This window comes from Bradyrhizobium sp. USDA 4516, from assembly GCF_054055915.1.
On sequence record NZ_JBSRXT010000001.1, the window covers coordinates 2,178,892 to 2,203,472 of the forward strand.

General features: G+C 65.5%; 18 protein-coding genes and 1 pseudogene. 7 read left to right on the forward strand and 12 right to left on the reverse strand.

The annotated features are described in order from the left end of the window. The first annotated feature begins 72 nt into the window (after positions 1–72). Positions 73–597 carry a MarR family winged helix-turn-helix transcriptional regulator gene (locus ACVI1L_RS10165; protein ID WP_082653966.1) on the forward strand — a complete coding sequence of 175 codons (525 nt, stop codon included), beginning with the start codon at positions 73–75 and terminating at the stop codon, positions 595–597. Positions 598–1,034: 437 nt separating this feature from the next. Here the strand turns inward: ACVI1L_RS10165 and ACVI1L_RS10170 are convergent, their stop codons facing one another. Continuing rightward, a complete protein-coding gene (locus tag ACVI1L_RS10170; RefSeq protein ID WP_456782804.1) occupies positions 1,035–2,900 on the reverse strand; it encodes a feruloyl-CoA synthase in 1,866 nt (621 codons plus the stop codon). A gap of 155 nt (positions 2,901–3,055) precedes the next feature. On the opposite strand from ACVI1L_RS10170, the gene ACVI1L_RS10175 reads away from it, so the two are divergent. Both ACVI1L_RS10175 and atzF read left to right on the forward strand, forming a co-directional pair. Then, positions 3,056–3,586, forward strand: coding sequence for a MarR family winged helix-turn-helix transcriptional regulator (locus ACVI1L_RS10175; RefSeq protein WP_456782805.1), 531 nt, complete (start codon positions 3,056–3,058; stop codon positions 3,584–3,586). A 194-nt stretch (positions 3,587–3,780) separates the two neighbouring features. Next, on the forward strand, positions 3,781–5,610 hold the full coding sequence (atzF, locus tag ACVI1L_RS10180; protein WP_456785534.1) for an allophanate hydrolase: 1,830 nt from the start codon (positions 3,781–3,783) through the stop codon (positions 5,608–5,610). A 464-nt stretch (positions 5,611–6,074) separates the two neighbouring features. On the opposite strand, the gene ACVI1L_RS10185 is transcribed toward atzF, so the two are convergent. The 11 genes and pseudogenes from ACVI1L_RS10185 to ugpB form a co-directional block, all read right to left on the reverse strand. Continuing rightward, the gene (locus ACVI1L_RS10185; protein WP_057019483.1) at positions 6,075–6,794 is read right to left on the reverse strand and encodes a GntR family transcriptional regulator; all 720 of its coding nucleotides are present in this window, start codon (positions 6,792–6,794) and stop codon (positions 6,075–6,077) included. A 13-nt stretch (positions 6,795–6,807) separates the two neighbouring features. Further along, positions 6,808–7,200, reverse strand: a complete 393-nt coding sequence (gene hpxZ, locus ACVI1L_RS10190; protein ID WP_168859043.1) for an oxalurate catabolism protein HpxZ — start codon at positions 7,198–7,200, stop codon at positions 6,808–6,810. Between the two features lies 1 nt (position 7,201). Further along, positions 7,202–8,599 (reverse strand): AtzE family amidohydrolase, encoded by a 1,398-nt coding sequence (locus tag ACVI1L_RS10195; RefSeq protein ID WP_456782806.1) that lies wholly within the window; start codon positions 8,597–8,599, stop codon positions 7,202–7,204. 7 nt (positions 8,600–8,606) lie between these two features. Further along, entirely contained in the window at positions 8,607–8,786 is a 180-nt protein-coding gene (locus tag ACVI1L_RS10200) for a DUF4089 domain-containing protein (RefSeq protein ID WP_456782807.1), read from the reverse strand. Between the two features lie 95 nt (positions 8,787–8,881). After that, complete coding sequence (locus ACVI1L_RS10205) at positions 8,882–10,708, reverse strand: dipeptide ABC transporter ATP-binding protein (protein ID WP_456782808.1); 1,827 nt, start codon at positions 10,706–10,708, stop codon at positions 8,882–8,884. 300 nt (positions 10,709–11,008) lie between these two features. Next, entirely contained in the window at positions 11,009–11,908 is a 900-nt protein-coding gene (locus ACVI1L_RS10210; RefSeq protein WP_456782809.1) for an ABC transporter permease, read from the reverse strand. A gap of 3 nt (positions 11,909–11,911) precedes the next feature. After that, positions 11,912–12,925 carry an ABC transporter permease gene (locus ACVI1L_RS10215; protein ID WP_057019487.1) on the reverse strand — a complete coding sequence of 338 codons (1,014 nt, stop codon included), beginning with the start codon at positions 12,923–12,925 and terminating at the stop codon, positions 11,912–11,914. Positions 12,926–12,932: 7 nt separating this feature from the next. After that, positions 12,933–14,555, reverse strand: a complete 1,623-nt coding sequence (locus ACVI1L_RS10220) for an ABC transporter substrate-binding protein (RefSeq protein WP_456782810.1) — start codon at positions 14,553–14,555, stop codon at positions 12,933–12,935. A 245-nt stretch (positions 14,556–14,800) separates the two neighbouring features. Further along, positions 14,801–15,769, reverse strand: a complete 969-nt coding sequence (locus ACVI1L_RS10225; RefSeq protein WP_456782811.1) for an aminoglycoside phosphotransferase family protein — start codon at positions 15,767–15,769, stop codon at positions 14,801–14,803. Positions 15,770–16,019: 250 nt separating this feature from the next. After that, positions 16,020–17,183: an IS4 family transposase gene (locus tag ACVI1L_RS10230; protein WP_057015126.1), complete on the reverse strand. Its 1,164-nt coding sequence runs from the start codon at positions 17,181–17,183 to the stop codon at positions 16,020–16,022. 238 nt (positions 17,184–17,421) lie between these two features. After that, positions 17,422–18,659: pseudogene (gene ugpB, locus ACVI1L_RS10235) on the reverse strand (sn-glycerol-3-phosphate ABC transporter substrate-binding protein UgpB). Positions 18,660–18,968: 309 nt separating this feature from the next. On the opposite strand from ugpB, the gene ACVI1L_RS10240 reads away from it, so the two are divergent. From ACVI1L_RS10240 to ACVI1L_RS10255, 4 genes are all read left to right on the forward strand, one after another. Beyond that, positions 18,969–19,925 carry a TRAP transporter substrate-binding protein gene (locus tag ACVI1L_RS10240; RefSeq protein ID WP_076831094.1) on the forward strand — a complete coding sequence of 319 codons (957 nt, stop codon included), beginning with the start codon at positions 18,969–18,971 and terminating at the stop codon, positions 19,923–19,925. 103 nt (positions 19,926–20,028) lie between these two features. Beyond that, on the forward strand, positions 20,029–22,026 hold the full coding sequence (locus ACVI1L_RS10245; protein WP_168859052.1) for a sensor histidine kinase: 1,998 nt from the start codon (positions 20,029–20,031) through the stop codon (positions 22,024–22,026). Beyond that, positions 21,996–23,744: an ATP-binding response regulator gene (locus ACVI1L_RS10250; RefSeq protein WP_092078609.1), complete on the forward strand. Its 1,749-nt coding sequence runs from the start codon at positions 21,996–21,998 to the stop codon at positions 23,742–23,744. The genes ACVI1L_RS10245 and ACVI1L_RS10250 overlap by 31 nt, the downstream gene beginning before the upstream one ends. Next, entirely contained in the window at positions 23,741–24,478 is a 738-nt protein-coding gene (locus tag ACVI1L_RS10255; protein ID WP_229189678.1) for a response regulator, read from the forward strand. The genes ACVI1L_RS10250 and ACVI1L_RS10255 overlap by 4 nt, the downstream gene beginning before the upstream one ends. Positions 24,479–24,581: the final 103 nt, after the last annotated feature.

The window sequence follows — 24,581 nt, forward strand, 5'->3', positions numbered from 1 at the left end:
CGAGGTTTGATCTTGTCAACACGGGCCGCATATCTATTGCTCCCGGACAGTTTCGCAGCGATGATTTGAGAGATGAGCAGCCAGCCCCTCCCCCGAAAGCCCCGCCGGCCGAGACCGGCCGATCCCGCAGACGCCAGTGACGGCCCGCTGCTGGACCTTGATCGCTATGTGCCGGCGTTCATCACCTTCATCGGCAACAAGCTGTCGAACAGCGCCACCGCGTTTTACCAGAAGAATTTCGGCGTCAACGTCACCGAGTGGCGGATCATCTCGCAACTGGCGATCGAGCCGGGGATTCCCGCTTCCCGGATCTGCCAAGTGATCGGCTTCGACAAAGGGCCGGTCAGCCGCAACCTCGCGGCATTGCAGAAGCGCGGCCTGCTGACCATCCGCACCGCTCCGGACGACGGCCGCACCCATTCGATTACGCTGACCGCGCGCGGCCGCGCCGTCCATGACAAGGTCATCGTCGCGGCGCTGGAGCGCGAGCGGCGGCTGCTGGCGTGCCTGAAGAAGGACGAGCGCGAGGTGCTGATCGAGCTGCTGCGCCGGCTGCACGAGAATCTCGGCGCCGTCACCGGGCAAGGCACGACCTGACGGCGCAGCCGTGCCATGGTCGCCGCGCTGCGCCCCCACAGTATTCGCCCGATCTTCCATGCGTGCCGTTCGCGCCGTGCTGCGCAACATTCTCCTCCCAAACGCGTGGCCGTTGACCGGCCCTGTCCCTATGGGTGCGGAAACTCGCACAGCTTAGTTGCTATGGCAACTAAAAACGCAGCCGCGTGCAGCGCGGCAAGTGGAAGCAGCGGGGACCTGGCGGGTTGGACAGCTGAAACTTGGATGATCCGTGCCACAAACGCAGTGTCGTCCCGGCCTCCGAGCCGCGACCCATAACCACAAATGCTGATTATCGCATGTCGGCGGAACGACGAACTTTGTTCACAATTTCGGCCGCGGAGTATGGGTGCCTGCTTCCGCAGGGACGACGGCAGTGTACGCGGCGCGCTGCTGGCGCGTCAGATGCACAAATCGCCTCACACGCCCGCGCAGGCGATCGCCTCACCCGACCCGTCGTCCTCCAATACCGCCACTGCTGCGGCGCGGCGCGTCAGCACGGCGCGCTGGTTGATGTAGCCCTTGTCGGTGATCTCCCCGCCGTCGACCGAGGCAGGCTCGGCCAGCAGCAGCGCGCGCGTGGCATGGCCGGAGGAATGGCCGCCTTGCGCCTTCAGCGTCGCCAGCCCCCGCCCAACCGCAGCACGAACCGCCGGATGGCCGATCACCTCCCGCGGATCGGCGCCCTCGGGCAGCCCTGCCAGCGCGCGGCAGGCGGCGAGGTTCGGAAACACCAGGAAGCGCACCTCGTCGCGGCCATGGCCGGTGACGACGATGTCCTGCGCGAGCGGCGCCAGCGCCGCGATGCCGGCGACGCGCAAGGTGCCGACGCTGACCCAGGTGCCGGAATTGAGCTTGAAATCCTCCGCCACGCGGCCGTCGAAGAACAGGCCGAGATCGGGCCGTGCGGGATCGGCGAAGGTGACGGCGTCGCCGATCTTGTAAAAACCCTCGGCATCGAAGGCCTCAGCGGTCAGCTCGGGCGCCTTCCAGTAGCCCGGCGTGACGTTGGGCCCGCGCACGCGAACCTCGAGCTTGTCGCCCGACGGCACCAGCTTGAGCTCGGTGCCGGGGATCGGCACGCCGATATTGCCGGAGCGCTTGGCCAGGAAGTGGCAATCGGTCGCGAGCGGCGAGGTCTCGGTCGAACCCCAGGCCGACACCATCGGCAGCCGGCGACCGACCGTCCGCAGCGACAATTCCTCCAGCGCGTCCCACAGATTCTGCGGCAGCGCCGCGCCGGCATAGAAGGCGAATTTGGTGCCCTCGAAGAATTTTCTGCGCAGTTCGTCGTCGGTGCGCAGCGCCGCGATCAGCATGTCGAAGCCGCGCGGCACGTTGAAATAGACCGTCGGCACCACGCTGCGCAGGTTGGCCAGCGAGGTCGCGAACAGCCCGGGCGCCGGCTTGCCGCCGTCGATATAGAGCGTGCCGCCGTTGCGCAGCACCAGGTTGAAGTTGTGGTTGGCGCCGAAGGTGTGGCTCCACGGCAGCCAGTCCAGGATCACCAGTTCCTCGCCCGCTTGCTCCAGGAACGTCCAGGTCTGCGCCTTGGCTTGCTGGCTCGAGGTCAGCATGCGCTGGGTGTTGATCACGGCCTTCGGCGTGCCCGTCGAGCCCGAGGTGAACAGGAATTTTGCGATCGTGTCCGCCGTCACCGCCGCGAACGCCTTGGCGACCCCGGGCGCTTCCGGCGTGGCAGCGACGGTACGGAACGACAATGCGTCGGCGTCGTTCGGATTGCCGCTGACGATGGTTGCGCGATGCAGCGGCTTGATTGCGGCAAGCGCCGCCGCGAACGGCCTTGTGCTTGCGACGTAGATCGCGCCGGGGTCGAGCAGCTCGATCATGCTCTTCAGCTTGTCGAAGTCTTTCGACATCAAGGAATAGGCCGGCGAGATCGCGGCCGAGGGCACGCCGACATGCTGCGCGGCGAGCGCGAACAACGCGTGATCGATGCCGTTGTCGGAGAGGATGACGAGCGGACGTTCCGTGCTCAGCCCTTGCGCTAGCACCCACGATGCGGCCCGCCGCACGATGCCGAGCGCGTCGCGATAGCTGACGGTGCTCCAGGGCGCATCGGCATTGGCGCGCTCGCCGAGAAAGATGCGATCCGGCGCCTGCCGCGCCCAATGCTCCAGCCAGTCGCCGACGCAGCGGGCGCCTTGCTTCAGCGGCGTGGTGGAGCGAACCAGGATGCTGCCGTCGTCGCGGCGATCCGCAACGATCGCGGGCGTCGCGAACAGGCTGCTCGGATTGTCTCCGCTGGCGGCGGCCATCGTCATGGTTTCCTCCTCGCCCGTGTCTTTGCGGGATCGCGCCGCAACATGGTGCGGCGCCGCGGTCCTGGCCGGGCTCTTTGGTGATAATGTTGCGGACATCAATTGTTGTCGTCAACAACAATCTTTCCCTCTCGCCTTGGGCGCGCTAGCCTGAGCTCATGGCGAGCCAGCAAAAGACATCGCGCAAGGCGGCAGGAACGGTAGCAGCAATCCGCCGCCCCCGGTCGCACAGAGCAAATGGCGGGGCGCCCGGCGGCGAGGCCGGCGACGACATCGGCCTCGACGCGCTGGTCGGTCACGCCGGCTATGCGGTGCGGCGCTTCCAGCTCTGGATCTTTCAGGACTTCATCAAGACGCTGGCGACGGTCGATATCCGTCCAACCCAGTATTCGGTGATGACCGTGATCGGGGCCAATCCGGGCCTCAGCCAGATGGCGGTGGCAAAGCGGCTCGGGATCGAGCGCGCGCGGCTGGTGCATCTGCTCGACAGCCTGGAAGACCGCGACTTCGTCAGCCGCGTCCCCTCCGCGACCGACCGCCGCTCCCATGCGCTGCATCTGACGGCGCGCGGCAAGACCGCGCTGGCGCAGTTCAAGCGGCTCGCCGCCGAGCATGAGCGGCATGTCGCCGAGAAGATCGGCAAGGAAAATCGCGAACAGCTGCTGCAGATCCTCGCCTGCTTCACCTGACCTCGCGACGAGACTTCGGCCTGACCGGATTTGCCTCTAAATTGGGCAGACACGCTCTCAGGCCAGCCTGCGCTCGCTCCCGACGAGCGTTTCAAGCAACTGATATTGTGCAATAATCCGCCTCGCAACGGACGCGGGCGAATTGTACACAATGGCACATTGCTTGCTTCGATCAGGCTGCAATTCCCTTGCGGATGGCGTCCGACGCCTCCCGCTCACGAGATGAGGCCAAGCACGTGACTGAAACTGTCGCCGCGATCGTCGCCGCGCACCGCGCCGGGACCATGACGCCGGCCCAAACCGTGGCGCGCAGCTACCAGCGCATCCGCGAGCACAATGACCCCGCCATCTTCATCAGCCTGCGCGACGAGAAGGACGCGCTTGCCGAGGCCGAGCGGCTCGCCGATCCGACGTTGCCGCTCTATGGCGTGCCGGTCGCGGTGAAGGACAATATCGACGTCGCGGGCCTGCCGACCACAGCCGCCTGCCCGGCGTTCTCCTATCTGCCTGCGCAGGATTCCACCGTGGTCGCGAAACTGCGCGCGGCCGGCGCCGTCATCATCGGCAAGACCAATCTCGACCAGTTCGCCACCGGCCTGGTCGGCGTGCGCTCGCCCTACGGCATTCCCAGGAACCCGGTGCGCGGCGATCTCGTGCCGGGCGGGTCGAGCTCGGGCTCCGCGGTCGCGGTCTCCGCGGGCCTGGTGCCGCTGTCGCTCGGCACCGACACCGCGGGCAGCGGCCGCGTGCCGGCGATGCTCAACAACATCGTCGGGCTCAAGCCGAGCCTTGGGCTGATCTCGACCACCGGCGTCGTGCCGGCCTGCCGCACGCTCGACTGCGTCTCGATCTTCTCGCTCACCGCCGACGACGCGCTGGCCGCGCTCGCCGTCATGTCCGGGCCCGATCAGTCCGATCCGTATTCGCGCGACCGGGCGCTGGCCCCGCTGGCGAGCTTTCCGGCCAAGCTGAAGCTCGGCATTCCCCAAACCGGCCAGTTGAAATTCTTCGGCGATCGCGAGGCCGAGGAGGCCTATGGCGAGGCGTGCAAGCGCTGGCAGGCGCTTGGCGCCAACCTCGTCGAGTTCGACCTCGCGCCGTTCTACGAGACCGCACGGCTGCTCTATGAGGGCCCGTGGGTGGCGGAACGGTATCTCGTGATCCGCGACCTGCTCGCGTCGTCGCCCGAGGCGGTCCATCCGGTGACGCGCGAGATCACCGTCGGCGGATCGCGCCCCACCGCTGCGGACACCTTCTCGGCGCTGTACCGCCTCGAGGCGCTGCGCCGCATCGCCGAGCGCAGCCTTGCGCAACTCGATGCGATCGTGCTGCCGACCGCCCCGACCGTGTATTCTACCGCTGACGTGCTCGCCAATCCGATCGAGCTGAACTCGCGGCTCGGCACCTACACCAATTTCGTCAACCTGCTCGATATGTGCGGCCTGGCGCTGCCGGCAGCGATGCGGCCCGACGGCGCGCCGTTCGGCATCACGCTGCTCGCGCGCGCCGGCCGCGACGCCGAGCTTGCCGGCATCGGCCGCGTGTTTCACGCCGACACCGGACTGGCGCTCGGCGCCAATTCACTTCCGCAGCCGCCGCTCACCGCCACACCGACGCAGGCCGGCTCCGACGACATCACCATCGCGGTGGTCGGCGCGCATCTCTCCGGCATGGCGCTGAACCACGAGCTGACGACGCTCGATGCGCGCCTGCTGGAAGACGCGGTCACCGCACCGGACTACAGGCTCTACGCACTCGACACCACGCCGCCGAAGCCCGGCATGCTGCGTGTCGAGACCGGAGCGGGTCATGTGATCAAGCTCGAACTATGGGCGATGTCACCGGCAGCATTCGGAACATTCGTCGCCGCGATCCCGCCGCCGCTGTCGATCGGCACGATCAGGCTCGCCGACGGACGGCAGGCCAAGGGCTTCATCGTCGAGCCCGCCGCGATCCAGGGCGCGAAGGACATTTCCGCCTATGGCGGCTGGCGCGCATTCATGGCGGAGAGGGCGAAAGCCTAGCCGTTCGGGAAAGCGAGCGCCTATTCAGACCCTCTCATCAATGTTGACGCGACGGCGCTATCAAAGTCGCCGGTCCGGTTGCTTCTTGATAAATGCGTTCAGGCTAGCGACGGTGACCTTGATGTGATCCTGAAGGCGGCCGCACGCAAATCGATCGTACCACTTTGCGGTATTGGCAATTCGTTTGCCCAGATAAATCAGCCACGCCGCGAGACGCATCAAAGTAGATATACACAAACGCCTGTACAAGCGTGGCTTGCGCCAGTTTGATCGCGTATTATTTCATGGAGTCGCCCGAACACAAGCTGCGGTTGCACATTGCAGGGGATAAGAACTAGACCTTAAGTCGCATGCAGTCAGCGCAGACCGGCAGCAAAACGTTGTGGTCTGACAAAGGGTCAGCACTAGAAGCTTAACCTCGTAAACCGTTCAAACAGAAGATGCCGCCTATCCTGCGAGGGCCACTACACCGACACCGCATAGGTCTCGTACTCCCCGCGCACCTGCTCGATATGGGCGCGCATCGCCGCGGCGGCGCCTGTCTTGTCGCCGCGCATGATGGCGACGACGACGCGGTCGTGCTCGGCGTGGGATTTTGCCAGACGGCCGAGGTTGCGGAACTGGGCGCGGCGGAACGGCTGCACGCGCACCCGCGTCGCCAAAGTGATCTCGGCGATGTAGGCGTTCTGCGACCCGGCATAGATCGCGTTGTGGAAGCGCTCATTGACCTCATGGAAGCGCTCGGGATTGCCGGTGTAGCTCAGCACCCGCAACTCCTCGTGGATCGCTTCCAGCGCGTGGCGCTCCGCCGCCGTCATCCGCTCGGCGGCGAGGCCGGCACAGATCGCCTCCAGCTCGGCCATCGCCTCGAACATGCCGGTGAGCCGTTCAAGCGAGGGCCGCGCCACCACGGCGCCGCGATGCGCGCGGGCATCGATCAGGCCGCTGGCGGCGAGCTGCCGCAGCGCTTCGCGCACCGGGGTGCGCGAGACGTTGAAGCGCCGCGCAAGGTCGGTTTCATCGAGCCCGGCCCCCGGCGGCAGCGTGCCACGCACGATCTCGTCGGCGAGTTGCAGCCGCAGCTCTTCGGCACGGGTGACCTTGTCGACCAGCGACGACGGCCGATCGATGCGGCGCACCGTCATCTCGGATTCTGCGCCCTGCGGCAGATCTTCCAGGCTCATCCTCAAGCGCCCTTCAAGCACCTTTGGGTTCGTCGATGACGCTGACATGGGCGGCGACGATTCTCCAGCCCTCGGGGAAGCGAATCCACGTCTGCATCTGCCGCCCCACTCTGCCCGGCGCGCTGTCCCGGTAGAACAGCGTCGAGGCGATCGCGGTGTCGCGGCCATAGGTCGTGATCACGGTCCGCTCGATCTTGCGCATCAGCCCGACCGGCGAGCGTCCGGCGCGAAACGCCATGATCTCGGCATAGCCATAGAGGTTCTCGCCAATGCCGTAACGCAGCGTGCGGCGGTCGTCGCGGAACAGCTCGTCGAGCACCGCAACATCGTTCGAGACCAGCGCTCTCTCATATCGCTGGAACTGCGCGGTGACCTCGGCGACGACGTCGGGAATATCGATTTCCATATCAGAGTCCTCTCGGCGCCGGCGCGGCCGCAACGCCCATCTGTTCCAGCGCATAGGCGACCCGCAGCGCGACGTCCTCGCGCCAGGGCGCCGCGATGATCTGCACGCCGATCGGCAGCGGCTCAAGCGGCACCGGCACGGCGACCACCGGCAGACCGATGAAGGAGATCGGCTGGGTGTGGATGCCGATATTGGCGCGCACCGGAAGCTCGACGCCGTCGAGCGTGAAACTGGCCTGACCGATCTTCGGCGCGGTGCACGGCGTCGCCGGCGCCAGGATCACGTCGACCGACTGGAACAGCTCCAGCACCTTCGCGCGATACCAGCGGCGGAATTTCTGCGCCTTGTCGACATAGACCGCCGGGACCATCGCGCCCGCAATGAGACGGTCGCGCACCGCCGGATCGAAATCGTTGGGACGCTTGCGCAGGCGATCGAGATGCAGCGCGGCACCCTCGGTCGTGGTGATGATGTAGGCCGCGGCGCGAGCGCGCGCAGCTTCGGGAAGCTCCACGATCCGCGCGGCACCGAGCGCCTTCGCGACACGCGCGACCGCCTCTGCCGCCTCCGGAAACAGATTCTGCTGGAAATAGCCGCCGGCGATCGCAACCCGCAACCCGCCAATATCGTTGGCAAGCAACGGCACGGTCGGCTCGACCGACTGCACAATGCAGGCCGGATCATCGGCATCAGGCCCCTGCATGGCGTCGTAGGCGAGCGCGAGGTCCTTCACGCTGCGCGCCAGCGGGCCGAGATGATCGAGGCTGGCGACGAACGGATAGGACCGCGCGCGCGACAGCCGGCCGTAGGTCGGCTTCAAACCGAACGTGCCGCAGAATGACGACGGCACGCGGATCGAGCCGTTGGTATCGGAGCCGAGCGCGATCGGCACCAGCGCGCCGCCGACGGCGCTGCCCGAGCCGCCGGAGGAGCCGCCGGTCATTCGCGCCGGATCATGCGGATTGCGCGACGGGCCGTCATGCACATTCTCGCCGGTGAAGTCGTAGGCGTATTCGCCCATGTTGAGCGCGCCGACCAGCACCGCACCGGCCGCTTCCATCCGCTCGATCAGCGTCGCATCGCGCGGCGACGGCGGCAGGTCGCGGTTGATCTTCGAGCCGGCGCGGGTCGGAAGGCCCTGCACATCGAACAGGTTCTTGACCGCGAACGGCACGCCGGCGAGCGGGCCGACCGGTTGACCGGCGGCGATCCCGGCATCGACCGCGCTGGCCCTGGCGCGCGCGCGATCGGCGGTGACGTCGGTGAAGGCATTGAGGACCTTGTCATGCGCGGCGATCCGCGCCAGCGCAGCCTCGGTCGCGGCAAGAGCCGTGATCTTGCGGTTTGAGACGGCCTGCGCGATCTCGGCGGCCGACATGGAAGCGGGAGTTTCGGACATCGGGGTCTCAGGTCGAATAGACGGCGGCCGACACGACGTCGTCCGGCAGCGGGAAATCATCGACCAGCCGCGCCAGTCGCAGCGAGACGTCGAGATTGGCGCGCACCGCCGGACGCCAGGCGTCCTCCAGCGGCAACGCCATCGCGCCGGCGACGGCGTTCAGATAGTCGTCGAGATGATCGGTCATTTCGCTCCCAATAACGATTTTGCGCATGATCTCCGCGCAAACGCATTCCGCGTTTGTCGCGAGGAAAACCGGTCCCCACTTTTCCGGATCATGCGTCAAGACACCGGCAGCGGCGGATGCGGGATCGCCGTCAGCAGCTCCCTTGTATAGGCATCCTGCGGATTGCCCAAGACGTGTTCGGATGTGCCCTGCTCCACGATGCGACCGGCGCGCATCACGATGACGCGATCACACAGCAGACGTACGACGTTGAGGTCGTGCGACACGAACAAATAGCTCATGCCCATCGAATGCTTGAGGTCCTGCAGCAAATTGAGCACCACCGCCTGCACCGAGACATCAAGTGCCGCGGTCGGCTCGTCGAGGATGACGAGCTTCGGGTGCAGCACGATGGCGCGTGCGATGCCGACGCGGGCCTTCTGGCCGCCGGAGAGCTGGTGCGGGAAGCGGTCCAGCAGATTGACCGGCAGGCCGACCAACCGCGCGAGCTCCTCGCAGCGGGCGCGGAGCGCGTCGCGCCCGCTGATGTCGCCGAGCTGCATGATCGGATCCGCGATCGCGCGCGCCGCGGTGAAGCGCGGATTGAGGCTGTCGGTCGGATCCTGGAACACCATCTGGATCTGGCTACGCCGAGGCAGCCGCGCGAAGGACTGCGGCGCGATGCCGCCGATGTCCTGGCCATCGAACATGATGCGGCCGGAGGTCTGGTCCAGCAGCCGCATCACCATCATCGACGTCGTCGACTTGCCGCAGCCGGATTCGCCGACCAGCCCGACACTCTCGCCATGATCGATCGAGAAGCTGATACCGTCGACCGCACGGAAGGTCTCTTCCTCGACCGGCGGCTTGCGCCCGAACAACTTTGCCAGCATCCCGCCCGCGCCCTGGCGCGGGTATTCCTTGACGAGCTTTTCGACTGATAGGAGAGGCTCCATCAGCCCCCTCTCCCCGTTCTTTACGGGGAGAGGGTTGGGGTGAGGGGCCGCATCCGCAGGCACGGCCCGTGGAGGGTCCCCCTCACCCGCCACGCTCTGGCGCGCGAGTGCGCTGCCGAGCGTGTCGGCCTCTCCCCGCACGCGGGGAGAGGCAAGCGAATCCTCCTCCGGCAACAGATCCCGTAGCGACACCCCGAGCCGCGGCGTCGCGCGCATCAGCTTCCTGGTGTAGGCATGCCGGGGCGCGGCGAAGATGTCGGCCGACTTGGCGGTCTCGACCACACGGCCCTTCTCCATCACCACGACGCGGTCGCAATAGGCGGCGGCGAGGCCGAGGTCATGCGTGATCAGAATCGTCGACATCGCCCGGCGCCGGGTCAGCTCGACGATCAGGTCCATCACCGCCTTCTGGGTGGTGACGTCGAGCCCGGTGGTCGGCTCGTCGGCAATCAGAAGCTGCGGATTGCAGGCCAGCGCCAGCGCGATGACCACGCGCTGGCACATGCCGCCGGACAGCTCGAACGGATAGGCATGGTAGCGCTCGCGTGCGCGCGCGATCTTGACCTGCTCCAGCGCCTCGATCGCCGTCTCGCCGCGATCGGTGACCTGCGCCTGCTGCACATGCTGGCGCAGCACGTCCTCGATCTGGTGACCGACCTTGCGGATCGGATTGAGCGCGGCGCGCGGGTTCTGGAAGATCATCGAGACCTCGCGGCCGCGCAGATCGCGCATCTGGCTCTCCGAGGCCGACTTGACGTCGATACCGGAGAACATCACCGAGCCCTCGGCGATCCGGCCGGCGCGGTCGAGGATGCGCATCACGGCATAGGAAGTCACCGACTTGCCGGAGCCGGACTCGCCGACGATGCCGACGGTCTCGCCCTTGCCGACGGATATGTTGACGTGCTGCACCGCCCTGACGATGCCGCGGCGGGTGGTGAACTCGACCGTGAGGTCGCTGACGTCGAGCAGCGGCTGGGCGGTCATGCGCACCTCCCCTCATGCGGTGCGTGATCCAAAAATCCGCAAAACAACCCCATGCAAAGGAGCGGAGCGGTAGCACGGCACCGGACCGGGACAGGCATCATGTTCTCCGCCTGTCCAGTGCGCCCCCTCGCCCCGCTCTTGCGGGGAGAGGGTTGGGGTGAGGGGCATCTATCGGCACGTACAACTGGCTGAGGAGTGCGCGGAGCGCCCCCCTCACCCGGTCCGCTAACGCGGCCCGGCCTCTCCCCGCACGCGGGGAGAGGCGAAGAAAGCGCGCATGCGTTAGCCAGGTCCACATCATCACGTCCTCCGCTGCGGGTCGACGATGTCGCGCAGACCGTCGCCGAGCAGGTTGAAGCAGAACACCGCGATCATCAGCGCCAGGCCCGGGAACAGCGCGATCCACCACTCGCCCGACACCATGAAGCCCGCGCCCTCGGCGACCATGATGCCCCACTCCGCGGTCGGTGGCCGGACGCCGAGCCCGATGAAGGACAGGCCCGCGGCGTTGAGGATCGCATAGCCCATGGTCAGCGACATCTGCACGATCATGATCGGCATGATGTTGGGCAGGATGTGCCCGAGCAGAATGCGGTACTCGCCGTTGCCGGACAGCCGCGCCGCCTGCACGAAGCCGGCATTGCGGCGGACGTTTGCTTCTGCGCGTGCGACGCGGGCATAGAGCGGGAAGTTCACGATCGCGGTCGCGATGATGATGTTCTGCACGGTGTTGCCGAGCGCCGCGACGATGCCCATCGCCAGCACGAACAGCGGAAACGCCATGATGGTGTCGGCGATGCGGCCGACGATGCGGTCGGTCCAGCCGCCGAAATAGCCGGCGGCGATGCCGGCCAGCCCGCCCATCAGGAACACCAGCACGACGGAGGTGACCGCGATGAAGGTGTCGAGCCGAGTTGCGACGATGACGCGGCTGAAGATGTCGCGGCCGAGCTGATCGGTGCCGAACCAGTGCGCGGCCGACGGCGGCTTCAATGCAGCCGCGGTGTCGGAGGCGAGCGGGTCGTACGGCACCACGTAGGGCCCGAACAGCGCGGCAAACAGGATCAGGACCAGCAGCGCGAAGGCAAAGCCGGTGACCTTGTTTTCGCTCAAGACGTAGCGGGTTTGCTCAAAAGCAGCGGCAAGCCCCGACGTGCGGGCGGGTCCTGCGGGTTCGACGGTTGGAGCTACGGTGCTCATGCTCTAGCCCTCCAGCCTGACGCGGGGATCGATCACGCCGTAGAGGATGTCGATCAGCAGATTGAGCAGCACGTACATGACCGCCATGGTCAGCACGAAGCCCTGCACCGGCGCGAAGTCGGATGCGATCAGCGCCTCGACCGCGTAGGAGCCGATGCCGGGCCAGGCGAACACCTTTTCCACCAGCACATTGGCGCCCAACAGGAACGAGAACACCATGCTGAGCGTGGTGATGACCGGCAGCATCGCGTTGCGGAAGGCGTAGGTGACGATCACCTTGCCGGGCGACAGGCCGCTGGCACGCGCGGTGCGGACGAAGTCGGACGCCAGCACCGCCAGCATCGAGGCCCGCGTCATCCGCGCGATCGGCGCCAGCGAGAAGATCGCGAGCGTCACCGCCGGCAGGATCAATTGGCTGAGCGCGGAACGAAACGCCTCGAAGTCCCGCGCGATCAGCGTGTCGACGAGATAGAAGCCGGTGACGGTCGGCGGTGCGCTAGCGAACACGTCGAGCCGGCCGAGCGGCGCCGGCGACCAGCCGAGCCGGAAGTAGAACAGATAGACCAGCACGAGCCCGGTGAAGAACACCGGCAGCGACACGCCGGCCGTGGTGGTGACGCGGCAGAGATGGTCGATCCAGGAGCCCGGCCGCGTCGCCGCCAGCACGCCGAGCGGGATCGCGATCACGATGGAGACGACGAGGCCGAGCAGAGTGAGCTCGGCCGACGCCGGCAGGCGGTTGCGCAGCTCGGCCGCCACCGGCTGGCCGGTGGTGAGCGATGTGCCGAGATCGCCATGGGCGAGATCGTTGGTGTAGCGGACGAACTGCTCGATCAGCGGCTTGTCGAAGCCGAGCTTCTTCCGGATCTGGTCGACCGCCTCCTTGGTGGCCGCGGGGCCAGCAAAATACGCCGCGGGATCGCCCGGCAGCGCACGCGTCAAAAGGAACGTCACGATCACGACCCCGATCAGCGACGGGATCGCGAACAGCAGCCGCTTGCCGATCATCGCAAGCATGAGCGCCTCACCCCTTCGCCATCGCGCGATAATCGAGGCGGCGGTGGAACCAGTATTGGTAGCCCGTCACGTTCTTCTGCATCGCGACGTTGACGAAGGGCTGATAGAGCGGGATGCGCGGGATGTCGGCGAAGGCGAGATCGACGAAGCCCTTGACGTCGGCGTCGTAGGCCGCGGTGTCGCCATTCGCGGCGGCAATGCGTGCGCCGTCGATGAGCTTGTCCATCTCGGGCGATTTGTAGCTCATCGTGTTGAAGATCGAATTGTTGCCGTGATAGCACCAGTAGAAGAAGTACTCGGGGTAATCGAGCCAGCCCGAGAACACGTTGGTGAACAGCGGCATTTCCTTCTTGGTGAGCTCGGTGCGCCAATTGGCGCCGGGCACCTTGTTGATCGTGGTCTTGATGCCGAGCTGCGCCAGACTCTCCTGCACCAGCACGCAAAGCGGCTCGTTGACACCTGCGAAATTCAGGTCGAACGAGATCGTGGTCTCGAAACCGTTGGCGTAGCCGGCCTCCGCGAGCAGCGCCTTGGCCTTCTCCATGTCGGTAAAATACTTGGTCGGCTGCGGCCAGGCGACCTCGGTCGGCTTGTCCTTGGCCGCGCCGAACATCGGGTTGGCGAGACCGAACAGCACCGCATCCATGATCTTCTGATACGGCATCGCGTAGGCCATCGCCTGCCGTACCTTGGGATTGTCGAACGGCGGCTTGGTCACGTTCATGCCGATATACTGGATGCCGTTGGAGAACGGCAGCGAGACCACGTTGAGCTTGCCGCTCGCCTTCATCTCCTGGAAGTCCTTGAACGGCAGCTCATAGGAGATGTCGGCATCGCCGCGCTCGAGCAGCGCTCGGCGGTTGCCGGCCTGCGGCACCATGCGCCAGATCACGCGCTTGATCTTCGGCAACGGGCCGCAGACCCACTCGTCGTTGCGCTCCATGACGACTTCGGTGCCGGCGGTCCACTTGGTCACCTTGTAGGCGCCGGAGCCCGCGGTCTGCTGCTTGGTGAATTCGAGACCCCACGGATCCTTCTCGCTGGCGTTCTTCTTCACCAGCTCGGAGTTGACGACGCAGGGCACGATGACAGCGAGGTCGGGGATCGTCAGCTTGTCCTTCTTCAGGAAGTCGACGCGCACCGTGGTGTCGTCGATGACCACGAACTGCTCGGGCTTGGTCAGCGAGCCCGCGCTCATCTGGAAGGTCGGGAAGCCGCCGACGCTGACAGCACGGTCGAGCGACCATTTGACGTCCTTCGCCGTGACAGGCGTGCCGTCGTGGAATTTGGCGTTGTTGCGCAGCTTGAAGGTGGCCGACATGTCACCGATGTTGATGTCCTCGGCGAGCTCGGGCTTGAACTTGTCGCGGTCGTAATAGGGCACGCCGCCCGGACCGCTCTTCATCTCGTGGCTGATCAGGCGGTCGTAGCAATTCCACGACACCTCGTAGCCCGGCACGTTGGTGCCGACGCCGTGGATATCGAGATTGTTGGGACCGCCTTCGGAGACGATGAGCAGCGTCTCGGAGCGCGCGTCGGCCTTGGCCGGCGACCAGATCGCGGGCGCGGTCGGCGCCAGCGCCCCCGCGGCCAGCCCGGACACCGATTTGAGGAAATCGCGACGCTTCATGTGATGCTCCAACGCCTTGGGAAACGGCCTTGGAACTCAGATCGCAAGGATTGTGCCAACCCTTAACGAAATCTTATGTCCTGCTAATGCCTTGCCGGAGCGAGGTAAAACGTCGGCCGGTATCCCGGTCGGGCAAAATCTCAGATCGCCAATTGCATACAAAGACAGGCTATATGCTCAATAAATGAGCATGAAACGGCTTCTGCTTGCTTTGTGGCCGGCAATAGAGGCCGCGCTGAAGCGCGCTAATCCGGCCAGATCAGCTCCTGCAATTGCACGAAGTCGTCGACCCGGTCCGGCCAGCCGTCGATGCAGATGTGCCGGAGCGGATCGCTGGCAGAGTGCAGCATCAAGAGCGCCATCAGCCGCCGCTTCAGCGTGAACGTCACATCAGTGCGCGAGATGCCGAAACCGTCGAACAGGCTGCGCACCCGGCGCGGATGCCCGGCGGCCATGAAGGCGCTGGGACCGAGCAGGTCGTACTCGCCCCATCCGGCCCGGACGTCGCCGAAGTCGAACAGGCCGGCGACGTGCCAGCCGTCGGCCCGGCGTCCGAGCAGAAAGTTCTCCGGGATGTATTCGCCGGTCAGGATCACCGGCGGCGCGTTCATTGGGATCAACTCAGCGGCGTCACGCAGGAGATCGTCGAGCGAGGTGAGGAATTTTTTGGGCAGGCCGAGCCGCTCATGGCGCGCCCGGCACTGCGCGATCTGCCCGCGCATGAAGGCCTCCCAGCGCGGCTCGATAGCGCGCAGGCTGCCGGGCGGCACGCGCTGCACCTCGGCAATCACGGCCCCGATCTCGGCGAGCACGCGCTCGCGCTCGGCTTCCGACAGCGATGGCCAGACCTCCGAGCCGACGGTGCCGGACAGGCGAGTGATGACGAGATACGGCCAGCCGTCGCGTTCGCCCTCCGCGACAAGGTCGGGAATCGGAATGCCGAGCCGTCCGCGCAACCCGGCAAGCGCGCCGCGCTCGGACACGAATTGCGGGCGCAGAAACGGCGGGAAGAGTTTGAGGATCAGGTTATCGTCCAGCCCGACAACCAGATTGGTGCCGGTCGAGAACACATGCGGCGCGACGCACGACAGCCCGTGGCCATCAGCAATATCGCGCGCGACCGGCAACCAGCGCGACGTGTCGCTGCGCCAGGCGCGGTAGCTGTCGTAGTTGGTGAGGAGTGGAAGGGAAGCGATCATCTCTCGGACCGTCATTGCGAGCCACCCGGTCGGCGCGAAGCGCCGCCGGATGAAGCAATCCATGGCACCGCTTGTACAGCGAATGGATTGCTTCGTCGCTTCGCTCCTCGCAATGACGGGAAGCTATTTCGTAGCCCGGATGAAGCGAAGCGTAATCCGGGATTCTGTGCCGCCTGAAAGACCGGCCCCGGATTTCGCTTCGCTTCATCCGGGCTACACAGCCGTCTTCTCCTTCCCCCTGAAAGGCAGGGGTGTCCGGGGAAATTCAGGCATAGCGGAGCTCCATCTGGTCAGGTGAGATGGTTGATTTCCGACGGCTGGGGTTGATGGGCGGAGGTTTGTCGATGGCAGCGAGGGATCGACGCGTGAGCAGGAGCTGGCCGACGAGTTCGGCGAACCTGAGCGGGAGCATTTTGATGCAGTTGGTGTGAGCGGCGATGCGCAGCAGCAGGTAGGCAATCATCGCAGCGAGCACCTGAAGGCGGATCGCGTTGTCGTTGGCGCCGAGGAACTTGCGAATATCGAGATGCTGCTTGATCCAGCGGAACAGCAGCTCGATTTGCCATCTGCTCTTGTAGAGGGCGGCGATCTCGACGGCGCTACGGGCAAGGTCGTTGGTCAGGAGTGTGATCTTGCCGCCTTTCTCGCGTCTGATCTTGATGCGGCGGAGCGGGATTGGAAGGCGCGAATCGCCCTTGCTGGTGAGCTTCACCTCGTCATCGGCAAGGATTTCGAAGCCATCCCCGTTACGCTTGCGGATGGCGCGATGCCTGAGCGAGCGAAGACGGATGCTCGTCTTCGCCCGGGTAACGAAGAAAGCCTTGCTATCATTGATCTTCTGCCACCAGTCGAAACGGCAATAGCCCTTGTCAAACACATAGGTGGTGGCGGGCTGGATTGGGGTCTGTCGGCCGATCTCGATGTCATTGACGTTCGCGGCCGTCATCTCGACGCAGGTCGGGACATCGCTCCTTGGGTCGTAGACGACATGCAGCTTCATGCCGCGGATGCGGCCGTTCCACGTCGCCCAACTGCAGACCTTGCCGAGCGGGATCGGACTGGCGTCGATCAGACGCACCATCTCCATGCCTTCACTCCGCAGCTGGCGACGCGCCATCGCCGACAGCGCCGCAAAGGTTTGCGCGAAAATGCCGATCGGACGGCGGGCATTGGCATCGGACAACGTCGAGCGCGACAGCTTGCCGGTTCCCAAGTGATAGTGATGCTGCGAATTGGCGTTGAAGCCAGTCACCACCCCGCGCAGACTGCTGTTGCCGCTAAGCTGGGCATAGATCAGCGCCACCAGATGATCCCAGCTCCTGAACGACTTGTCGTAGGCATCCCCGTCCAGACGATCCACAACCGTCTGAAACTGCCGTCGATTGATCGGTTCAAGCAGCCTTCCAAAAATGCTACCGCGATATCGCATGCTCGGCCCTCTGTGTCTCGACAACCAGAAAAGACCGATTTGCCTCGGTCCTGCCGAGCATGCACCGCGACACAGTGAATCATTCCCCGGACACCCCTGCCTGAAAGGGGGAAGGTCGGGATGGGGGTCAGCTGCAAGCGACGCTGCAAGTGATGAGAGAAGATCCCCGCCCGCTTTGCTCTGGCGAGCAAAGCGACCTCCCCTCTTCAAGGGGAGGTTAAGGCAACGCATAACCTCATCACCTATCCGGATTGGCGCGCTCGAACTGGCGCAAGAGGCGGTTGCCGCGCTCGACGGCGTTGTCCATCGCGGCCTGCGCCGATCGCTTGCCGGCAAACACCTGCTCGAGCTCCTCCTCGATCACGTCGCGGATCAGGACGAACGAGCCGAGGCGGATGCCCTTCGAATGGTCGGTCGGCGGCTTCAGCGTCACCTCCTCGATCGAGATCGAGGCGCCGGGATTGCGATCGTAGAAACCCTGCGCGCGGGTCAGATCGAATGCGGCGCGGGTGATCGGCAGGTAGCCCGTGTTCTGGTGCCAGGTGGCCTGCACCTCCGGCCGCGACAGATAGGCGAAGAACTTCGCCACGCCGGCGTATTCGGCGCGCGGCCGGTCGCGCAGCACCCACAGCGTCGCGCCGCCGATGATCGAGTTCTGCGGCGCGCCCTGCACGTCGGGTTCGTACGGCATCATGCCGTAGCCGACCTCGAATTTGGAATTGGCCTTGATGTCGGCGCGCGTGCCCGACGAGCCGATGAAGATGCCGCACTCCCCTTTCTGGAAGCGCGGCTCGGCCGCCTGTCCGCGGCCGCTATAGTCGAAGGTCTTGTCGGCCTGCCACTGCGCGAGCTGCGCGATGTGGCGCACCACCAGCGGATTGTTGAAGATCAGCTGGGCGTCCAGCCCGGAAAACCCGTTGGCCTTGGTCGCGATCGGCAGATTCTGGAAGGCGGAGAAGTTCTCGACATTGATCCAGGACGGCCACGACGTGGTCACGCCGCACATCGCGCCCGCCGCGCGCAGCCGCTTGGCCACGACGCCGAGCTCCGGCCAGGTCCTGGGCGGCACACTCGGATCGAGCCCGGCGGACCGAACATATCCTTGTTGTAGTAGAGGATCGGCGTCGAGGCATTGAAGGGGAACGACAGCATGTTGCCGTCGACATCGGCATAGTAGCCGGCCACCGCGGGCAGATAGGCCGACGGCGCGAATGCCTCGGACTGATCGCGCATCAGCTCGAACACCGGATAGATCGCGCCGCGGGCCGCCATCATGGTTGCGGTCGCGATCTCGTTGACCTGAACGATCGCCGGCTGGCTGCGCGATCGGAAGGCGAAGATCGCCGCGGTGACGGTCTCGGTATAGTTGCCCTTGTAGGCGGGCACGATCCGGTAGTCGGATTGCGAGGCGTTGAAATCGGCGGCAAGCTTCTCGAGCTGCTTGCCGAGCTCGCCCGACATCGCGTGCCACCACATGATCTCGGTGGCCGCCCGCGCCGGCGACACAAGCAGAAGAGCCGCGACGACGAGGTACAAAAGCTTTAAGGCGAGCTTCAAAGCGAACTTCACGACGAGCCGTTCCCGGATGCCACCACGCCCTCATAAGGCGCCACAACCGCAGATTCAACCTACACCGCAGGTTGCACCGCGGATTTAACGTTTGGCCGATGGCGAACCAGCGCCATTCTGCTAAAAATGCGTTGAACCTTTTCTTCCCGCCCTGGACACAATTCACAAGGGGAATAGTAGCCTGTGTACCGCCGCGCCGGCCTTTCGCGGATAACGATGCTTGCCGTCGCGCTGTCATGGGCAGCGGTCCCGGCGAGCGTTTTTGCGCGCGAATTCCGGACCGCCGATACCCAGAATGAGGACTATCCGACCGTCCAGGCGCTGAATTACATGGACCGTCTGATCGCCGAACGCACCGCCGGCCGGCACCGCATCGTGGTCTTCCATTCCCGCCAGCTGGGTGAGGAGAAGGAGACGCTGGAGCAGACGCGGGCCGGCGCCATCGATTTGAACCGGACCAATGTCGCGCTGATCGGGACAATGGTGCCGTCGGTCAACGTGCTGGCAATGCCGTTCCTGTTTCGATCGCCCGAACACCTGCAAACCGTGCTGGATGGACCGATCGGCAGCGAGATCCTGAACAGTCTCGGGGATCACGGCTTCGTCGGGCTGGCCTTCTACGATTCCGGCGCCCGCTCGATCTATAACAGCGTGCGCCCGGTGCGTTCGCTCGACGACCTCAAGGGACTGCGGGTGCGCGTGCAGCAATCCGAACGGATGTCGGACATGGTGCGCGCGCTCGGCGCCCAGCCGGTCCAGATGCCCTACGGCCAGGTGCTGACCGGATTCGCCACCGGGCTGATCGACGGCGCCGAGAACAACTGGGCGTCCTTCGTCACCACCGGCCACTACAAATATGCCGGCTACTACACGCTGACCCGGCACACTTTCAGTCCGGACGTGCTGCTGATGTCGCAAAAGGCCTGGGCCAGCCTCTCGGCGGAGGAGCAGGCGATCTTCCGCGAGGCCGCGCAACGCTCCAGCGCCTACATGCGCGAGAGATGGCGCGACCTCGAGGAGCGCTCGCGCCAGCAGGCGGAGCTGGCCGGCGTCAAGATCGTGACCGACATCGACCGCAAGCCGTTCGAAGCCGCGATGGCCGGCATCTACGCCAGGGCCGAGCGCGATCCTGCGATATCAGCGCTGATCGAACGCATCCGCAACATGGAGTAACCGGATCTTGGACGCACCAGAGCAGGACGGGACGAAGCGACGGCGGGCGGCCTTCGGGCCGCAGGGCCGTTTCCGCATCGTCCAGTTGCTGCGTGCGGTCCCGATCCGCTGGCGCATCCTTTCGATCGCCCTGCTCAACTCCGCGGTCGTGATCGTGCTGGCGGTGCTGATCTGGAACGGCTCGAAGGTGCTCGGCTCGGCCTGGGAGGATGTCCGCCAGGTGCGGGAATCCGACAAGATCCTGGCCAAGCTCGAAAGCGAGACCAGCCGTCTGCAGAACCTGATCCATCGCTACATCAATCAGCCGAGCCCGGACCTGTTCGCTGAAATCCTGCTGCTCCGCGAGGCCGTGCTCGGCACGCTGACCAACCGGGCCTCGACCGACCCGATGCTGTCAGGCTCGGTCGAGCAGCTGGAGCGCGTCACCAGCCGTTTCCTCGACGGCTTCGGCGAACTGCGCACCGTGCAGACCAGGATCGCCAAGACCTATGACGAGCAGGTGCTGTCGCCGACCAAGGACATGGCCGGGCTCTATTCGATCATCGAGGGCGCGACCGGCCATCGCGATGCACTGATCTGGCCCGCGCTCGGCAAGTCGCGCGAGGCGTTCACCTCGCTGCTGGTCGCCGCCAACGCCTACTACCTCTCGCTTGCCTCCTCGTCGGCCGAGGAAGCCCGCCGCAACATCGATACGATCGAGCGGACGATTCCGGTCATGACCGATCTGGCCGAGAACGATCTGCAGCGCATGGCGCTGGCGCGGCTCAAGGTCAAGACCGCCGAGCTGCGCGACGGGCTCGGCAAGCTCAGCGAGCAGCTCACCAACCGCACCGATCTGCTGCGCAACTCGATCGACGCCAGCCAGGCGGATGCGATCGGCGCGATCGACGATCTCTCGGTGAAGATGCGCCAGCGCGAGCAGAAGGCGCAGGAGACGTTCGACAAGACGCTGACCTCGATCTCGCGCCGGGTGCTGTCGATTGCCGTGATCTTCCTCGGTGTCATCATGTCGGCCGGCGTCATGATCGCGCTGTCGATCCGGCTGCCGCTGGCGCAGATCATGGCCGCGATGCGCACCATCACCTCGGGGGACCTCGACCGGCCGGTGCAGGGCACGTCGGCCAAGGACGAGGTCGGCGCCATGGCGCGCGCGGTCGAAGTGTTCCGTGAAAACGCGATCGCCAAGCGCAAGACCGAGGACGAGCTGCGCACCGCCAAGGAGGAGGCCGAAAGCGCGCTGCTCGAGCTCAACACCGCGCAGCAGAACCTGATCGATGCCGAACGTCTCGCCGCGCTCGGCGGCCTCGTTGCCGGCGTCGCCCACGAGGTCAACAACCCGATCGGCATCAGCCTGACGGTGGCCTCGAGCTTTGCCCGCCGCAGCGAGATGTTCGAGAACGATTTGAAGACCGAGCCGCTGCGCCGCTCCAGGCTCGACGAGTTCGTCCGCGCCTCGCGTGACGCATCGCAGCAACTGGTCTCGAACCTGACGCGCGCCGGCGAGCTGATCCAGTCGTTCAAGCAGGTCGCCGTCGACCGATCGCATGCCGAGCGCCGCCAGTTTGCCTTGAGCGAATCCACCGACCAGATCGTGGCGAGCCTGCGGCCGGTGCTGAAGAAGGCCGCGATCGCGCTGTCGGTCGATGTGCCCGAGGGGCTCTTGATCGACGGCTATCCCGGCGCCTATGGGCAGATCTTAACCAATCTTTTCCTCAACGCCGTCAATCATGCCTTTGCCGATGGCCGCTCCGGCACCATCACCATCTCGGCGCGCGGGCGCGGCGCCGACGATGTGGAGATCATCTTCGCAGACGACGGGGCTGGCATGACGCCGGACGTGCAGCGGCAGGCGTTCGACCCGTTCTTTACGACGCGCCGCAACGAAGGTGGTACGGGCCTTGGCCTCCACATCGTCTATAACCTCGTCACCCAGCAGCTCGGTGGACGCATGATGCTGGAGTCAAGGGTAGGACAAGGCACCACTTTTCGCATTATCATGCCCAGGATCGCCAAGGGGGCTGCCAAGGGCGAGCCCACGATCGCTGACGCAGCAGCCGACGGAACCAGTCAATGGCCGAACAGGACGATGTCCTCCAACTGATCGACGATACCGAGAGCCCCCAGGAGGACTCGTCGGCCCGCAAATGGAAGATCGCCGTCATCGACGACGATCACGCCGTCCATGAAGGCACCCGTTTCGCGCTGAGCGATTACAACCTGAACGGTTCGACGCTGGAGATCCTCTCGGCTTACTCTGCGGCCGAAGGCCGCACGCTGATGCGGGACAACCCCGACATCGCGGCCGTGCTGCTCGACGTCATCATGGAGACCGACGTCGCCGGCCTCGAGCTCGTCGAGTTCATCCGCAACGAGATCAAGAACGAGACCGTGCGCATCATCCTGCGCACCGGCCAGCCCGGCCAGGCGCCGGAGCGGCGCGTCATCGTGCAATACGACATCAACGACTACAAGGCGAAGACCGAGCTCACCGCCGACAAGCTGTTCACGTCGCTGACCGCCGCGCTGCGCAGCTACCAGCAACTCGAGCGCATGGTGCAGACGCGGCGCGGGCTCGAGATCATCATCGACGCGGCCTCGACGCTGTACGATTTCAAATCGATGCAGCGGCTGGCCGAGGGCGTGCTGACCCAGCTCGCCTCGCTGCTCAACGTCGACTGCGCCGGCATTCTGGTGCTGCGCGACGACGGCAATTCGGCCGCGGCCGATTTCTCGGTGCTGGCCTGCTCGGGCTGCTACAGCCGCTTCATCGGCACCACCTCGTCGAAGGCGCTCGATCCGGATCTGCGGCACATGGTGGAGGAAGCATTCCAGCGCCGCAAGAACGAGTTCGCCGACCACCGCAGCGTGCTCTATTCGCGCACCGGCAGCGGCCGCGAGGTCGTGGTGCTGCTGCAGGCCGAGCGCCAGCTCTCCGACACCGACCGTGCGCTGGTCGAGATCTTCTCGAGCCGGCTGTCGATCGCGTTCGACAATGTGATCCTCTACCAGCAGCTGCACGAGGCCAACACCCAGCTCGAGGACCGCGTCGCGCAGCGCACCCGCGCGCTGATGCAGGCCAACCGGCGGCTCTCGGCGCAATGGCTGCGGCTGCAGCGCGCCAACGGCTTCAAGAACGAAATCCTCGGCACCGTCGCTCACGATCTGAAGAACCCGCTCGGCGTCATCCTCGGCCGCACCGAGATGCTGACCGAACTGATCGGCGCCGGCTCGCCGAAGGAAAACGTCACATCGCAGGTCGAGCACATAAGGGACGCGACCAAGCGGCTGACCTCGATGGTCGACCATCTGATCTCGGACGCGATGGCCGATGCGTTCGACATCACCATCCGCCGCGAGCCGGTCGACGTCGCGGCCCTCGTCAACGAGGTCACCGAGGCGAATTTGCCTTCGGCGGTCAACAAGCAGCAGAGCATCTCGGTCTCGGGGCCGCAGCAATTCGTCACGATGTGCGACGCCGACCGCATCCGCGAGGCGATCGACAACCTCGTCAGCAACGCCATCAAGTACTCGCCGATCGGCGGCAAGATCACGGTCACGGTCAGCCATGAGGGCGACGACACCGTGATCCGGATTGCCGACCAGGGCCCCGGCCTCAGCCCCGAGGATCTCGGCCGGCTGTTCGGCCGGTTCCAGCGGCTGTCGGCCAAGCCGACCGCGGGCGAAAGCTCGACCGGGCTCGGCCTTTCCATTGTCAAGCGCATCATCGACATGCATGGCGGCCATGTGACCGCGCAGAGCCCGGGCCCCGGACAGGGGTCGACCTTTACGGTTACACTGCCGGCAACAGAGACATCATGAGCCAGAACCCGCATATCTTCATCGTGGACGATGAGGCGCCGGCCCGCGAAATGGTCGGCGATTACCTCAAGATGCACGGCTTCGGCGTGACGCTGTGCGACGGCGGCAAGAGCCTGCGCAAGGAGATCGAGGGCTGCACGCCCGATCTCGTGGTGCTCGACCTCAACATGCCCGAGGAAGACGGGCTGTCGATTATTCGCGACCTCAAGAGCAAGATCAACGTCCCCGTCATCATGCTGACAGCTACTGCCAGCCCGATCGACCGGGTGGTCGGGCTGGAGCTCGGCGCCGACGATTACGTGGCCAAGCCCTGCGAATTGCGCGAGCTGATGGCGCGCATCCGCTCGGTGCTGCGGCGGAGCGGACCGGCGAAAGCGACGGCGCCGGAACCGGCGAGCGCCAAAGCCGAAAAGGAGCAGCTGGTGCGGTTCGGCACCAAATGGCTCGATCTCGAGGCCCAGGCGCTGCGCGACGACGAGGGCAACGAGCATCCGCTGACGGCCTCCGAATTCGGCCTGCTGAAGGTGTTCGCGGCCAACCCGAAGCGGGTGCTGTCGCGCGAGCGGCTGCTGGAACTCGCCAATGCGCGCGACGCGGAGGCCTTCGACCGCGCCGTCGACCTGCGCATCATGCGCATCCGCCGCAAGATCGAATTCGACCCGACCAAGCCGTCCGTGATCCGCACCATCCGCGGCGGCGGCTATCTGTTCTCGCCGACCGGCGACAAGGCGTAGTCATTCCGGTGCCGTCCCCGTCATCCCCGCGCAAAGGCTTCGCCTTTGTCGCTGGAGGAGCCGCGCAGCGGCGTCTCGAAGGATGCACGGCCCCGGCTGGTGG

What these genes read in the sequence shown, in the direction of transcription:
- ACVI1L_RS10195 (WP_456782806.1), bottom strand. Translation starts at nt 8,599, where the DNA reads ATGTCCGAAACTCCCGCTTCCATGTCGGCCGCCGAGATCGCGCAGGCC.
- ACVI1L_RS10210 (WP_456782809.1), bottom strand. Translation starts at nt 11,908, where the DNA reads ATGAGCACCGTAGCTCCAACCGTCGAACCCGCAGGACCCGCCCGCACG.
- ACVI1L_RS10220 (WP_456782810.1), bottom strand. Translation starts at nt 14,555, where the DNA reads ATGAAGCGTCGCGATTTCCTCAAATCGGTGTCCGGGCTGGCCGCGGGG.
- ACVI1L_RS10225 (WP_456782811.1), bottom strand. Translation starts at nt 15,769, where the DNA reads ATGACGGTCCGAGAGATGATCGCTTCCCTTCCACTCCTCACCAACTAC.
- ACVI1L_RS10250 (WP_092078609.1), top strand. Translation starts at nt 21,996, where the DNA reads ATGGCCGAACAGGACGATGTCCTCCAACTGATCGACGATACCGAGAGC.
- atzF (WP_456785534.1), top strand. Translation starts at nt 3,781, where the DNA reads ATGGCGTCCGACGCCTCCCGCTCACGAGATGAGGCCAAGCACGTGACT.
- ACVI1L_RS10215 (WP_057019487.1), bottom strand. Translation starts at nt 12,925, where the DNA reads ATGCTTGCGATGATCGGCAAGCGGCTGCTGTTCGCGATCCCGTCGCTG.
- ACVI1L_RS10200 (WP_456782807.1), bottom strand. Translation starts at nt 8,786, where the DNA reads ATGACCGATCATCTCGACGACTATCTGAACGCCGTCGCCGGCGCGATG.
- ACVI1L_RS10175 (WP_456782805.1), top strand. Translation starts at nt 3,056, where the DNA reads ATGGCGAGCCAGCAAAAGACATCGCGCAAGGCGGCAGGAACGGTAGCA.
- ACVI1L_RS10230 (WP_057015126.1), bottom strand. Translation starts at nt 17,183, where the DNA reads ATGCGATATCGCGGTAGCATTTTTGGAAGGCTGCTTGAACCGATCAAT.
- ACVI1L_RS10185 (WP_057019483.1), bottom strand. Translation starts at nt 6,794, where the DNA reads ATGAGCCTGGAAGATCTGCCGCAGGGCGCAGAATCCGAGATGACGGTG.
- ACVI1L_RS10205 (WP_456782808.1), bottom strand. Translation starts at nt 10,708, where the DNA reads ATGACCGCCCAGCCGCTGCTCGACGTCAGCGACCTCACGGTCGAGTTC.
- ACVI1L_RS10165 (WP_082653966.1), top strand. Translation starts at nt 73, where the DNA reads ATGAGCAGCCAGCCCCTCCCCCGAAAGCCCCGCCGGCCGAGACCGGCC.
- ACVI1L_RS10255 (WP_229189678.1), top strand. Translation starts at nt 23,741, where the DNA reads ATGAGCCAGAACCCGCATATCTTCATCGTGGACGATGAGGCGCCGGCC.
- ACVI1L_RS10170 (WP_456782804.1), bottom strand. Translation starts at nt 2,900, where the DNA reads ATGACGATGGCCGCCGCCAGCGGAGACAATCCGAGCAGCCTGTTCGCG.
- ACVI1L_RS10240 (WP_076831094.1), top strand. Translation starts at nt 18,969, where the DNA reads ATGCTTGCCGTCGCGCTGTCATGGGCAGCGGTCCCGGCGAGCGTTTTT.
- hpxZ (WP_168859043.1), bottom strand. Translation starts at nt 7,200, where the DNA reads ATGGAAATCGATATTCCCGACGTCGTCGCCGAGGTCACCGCGCAGTTC.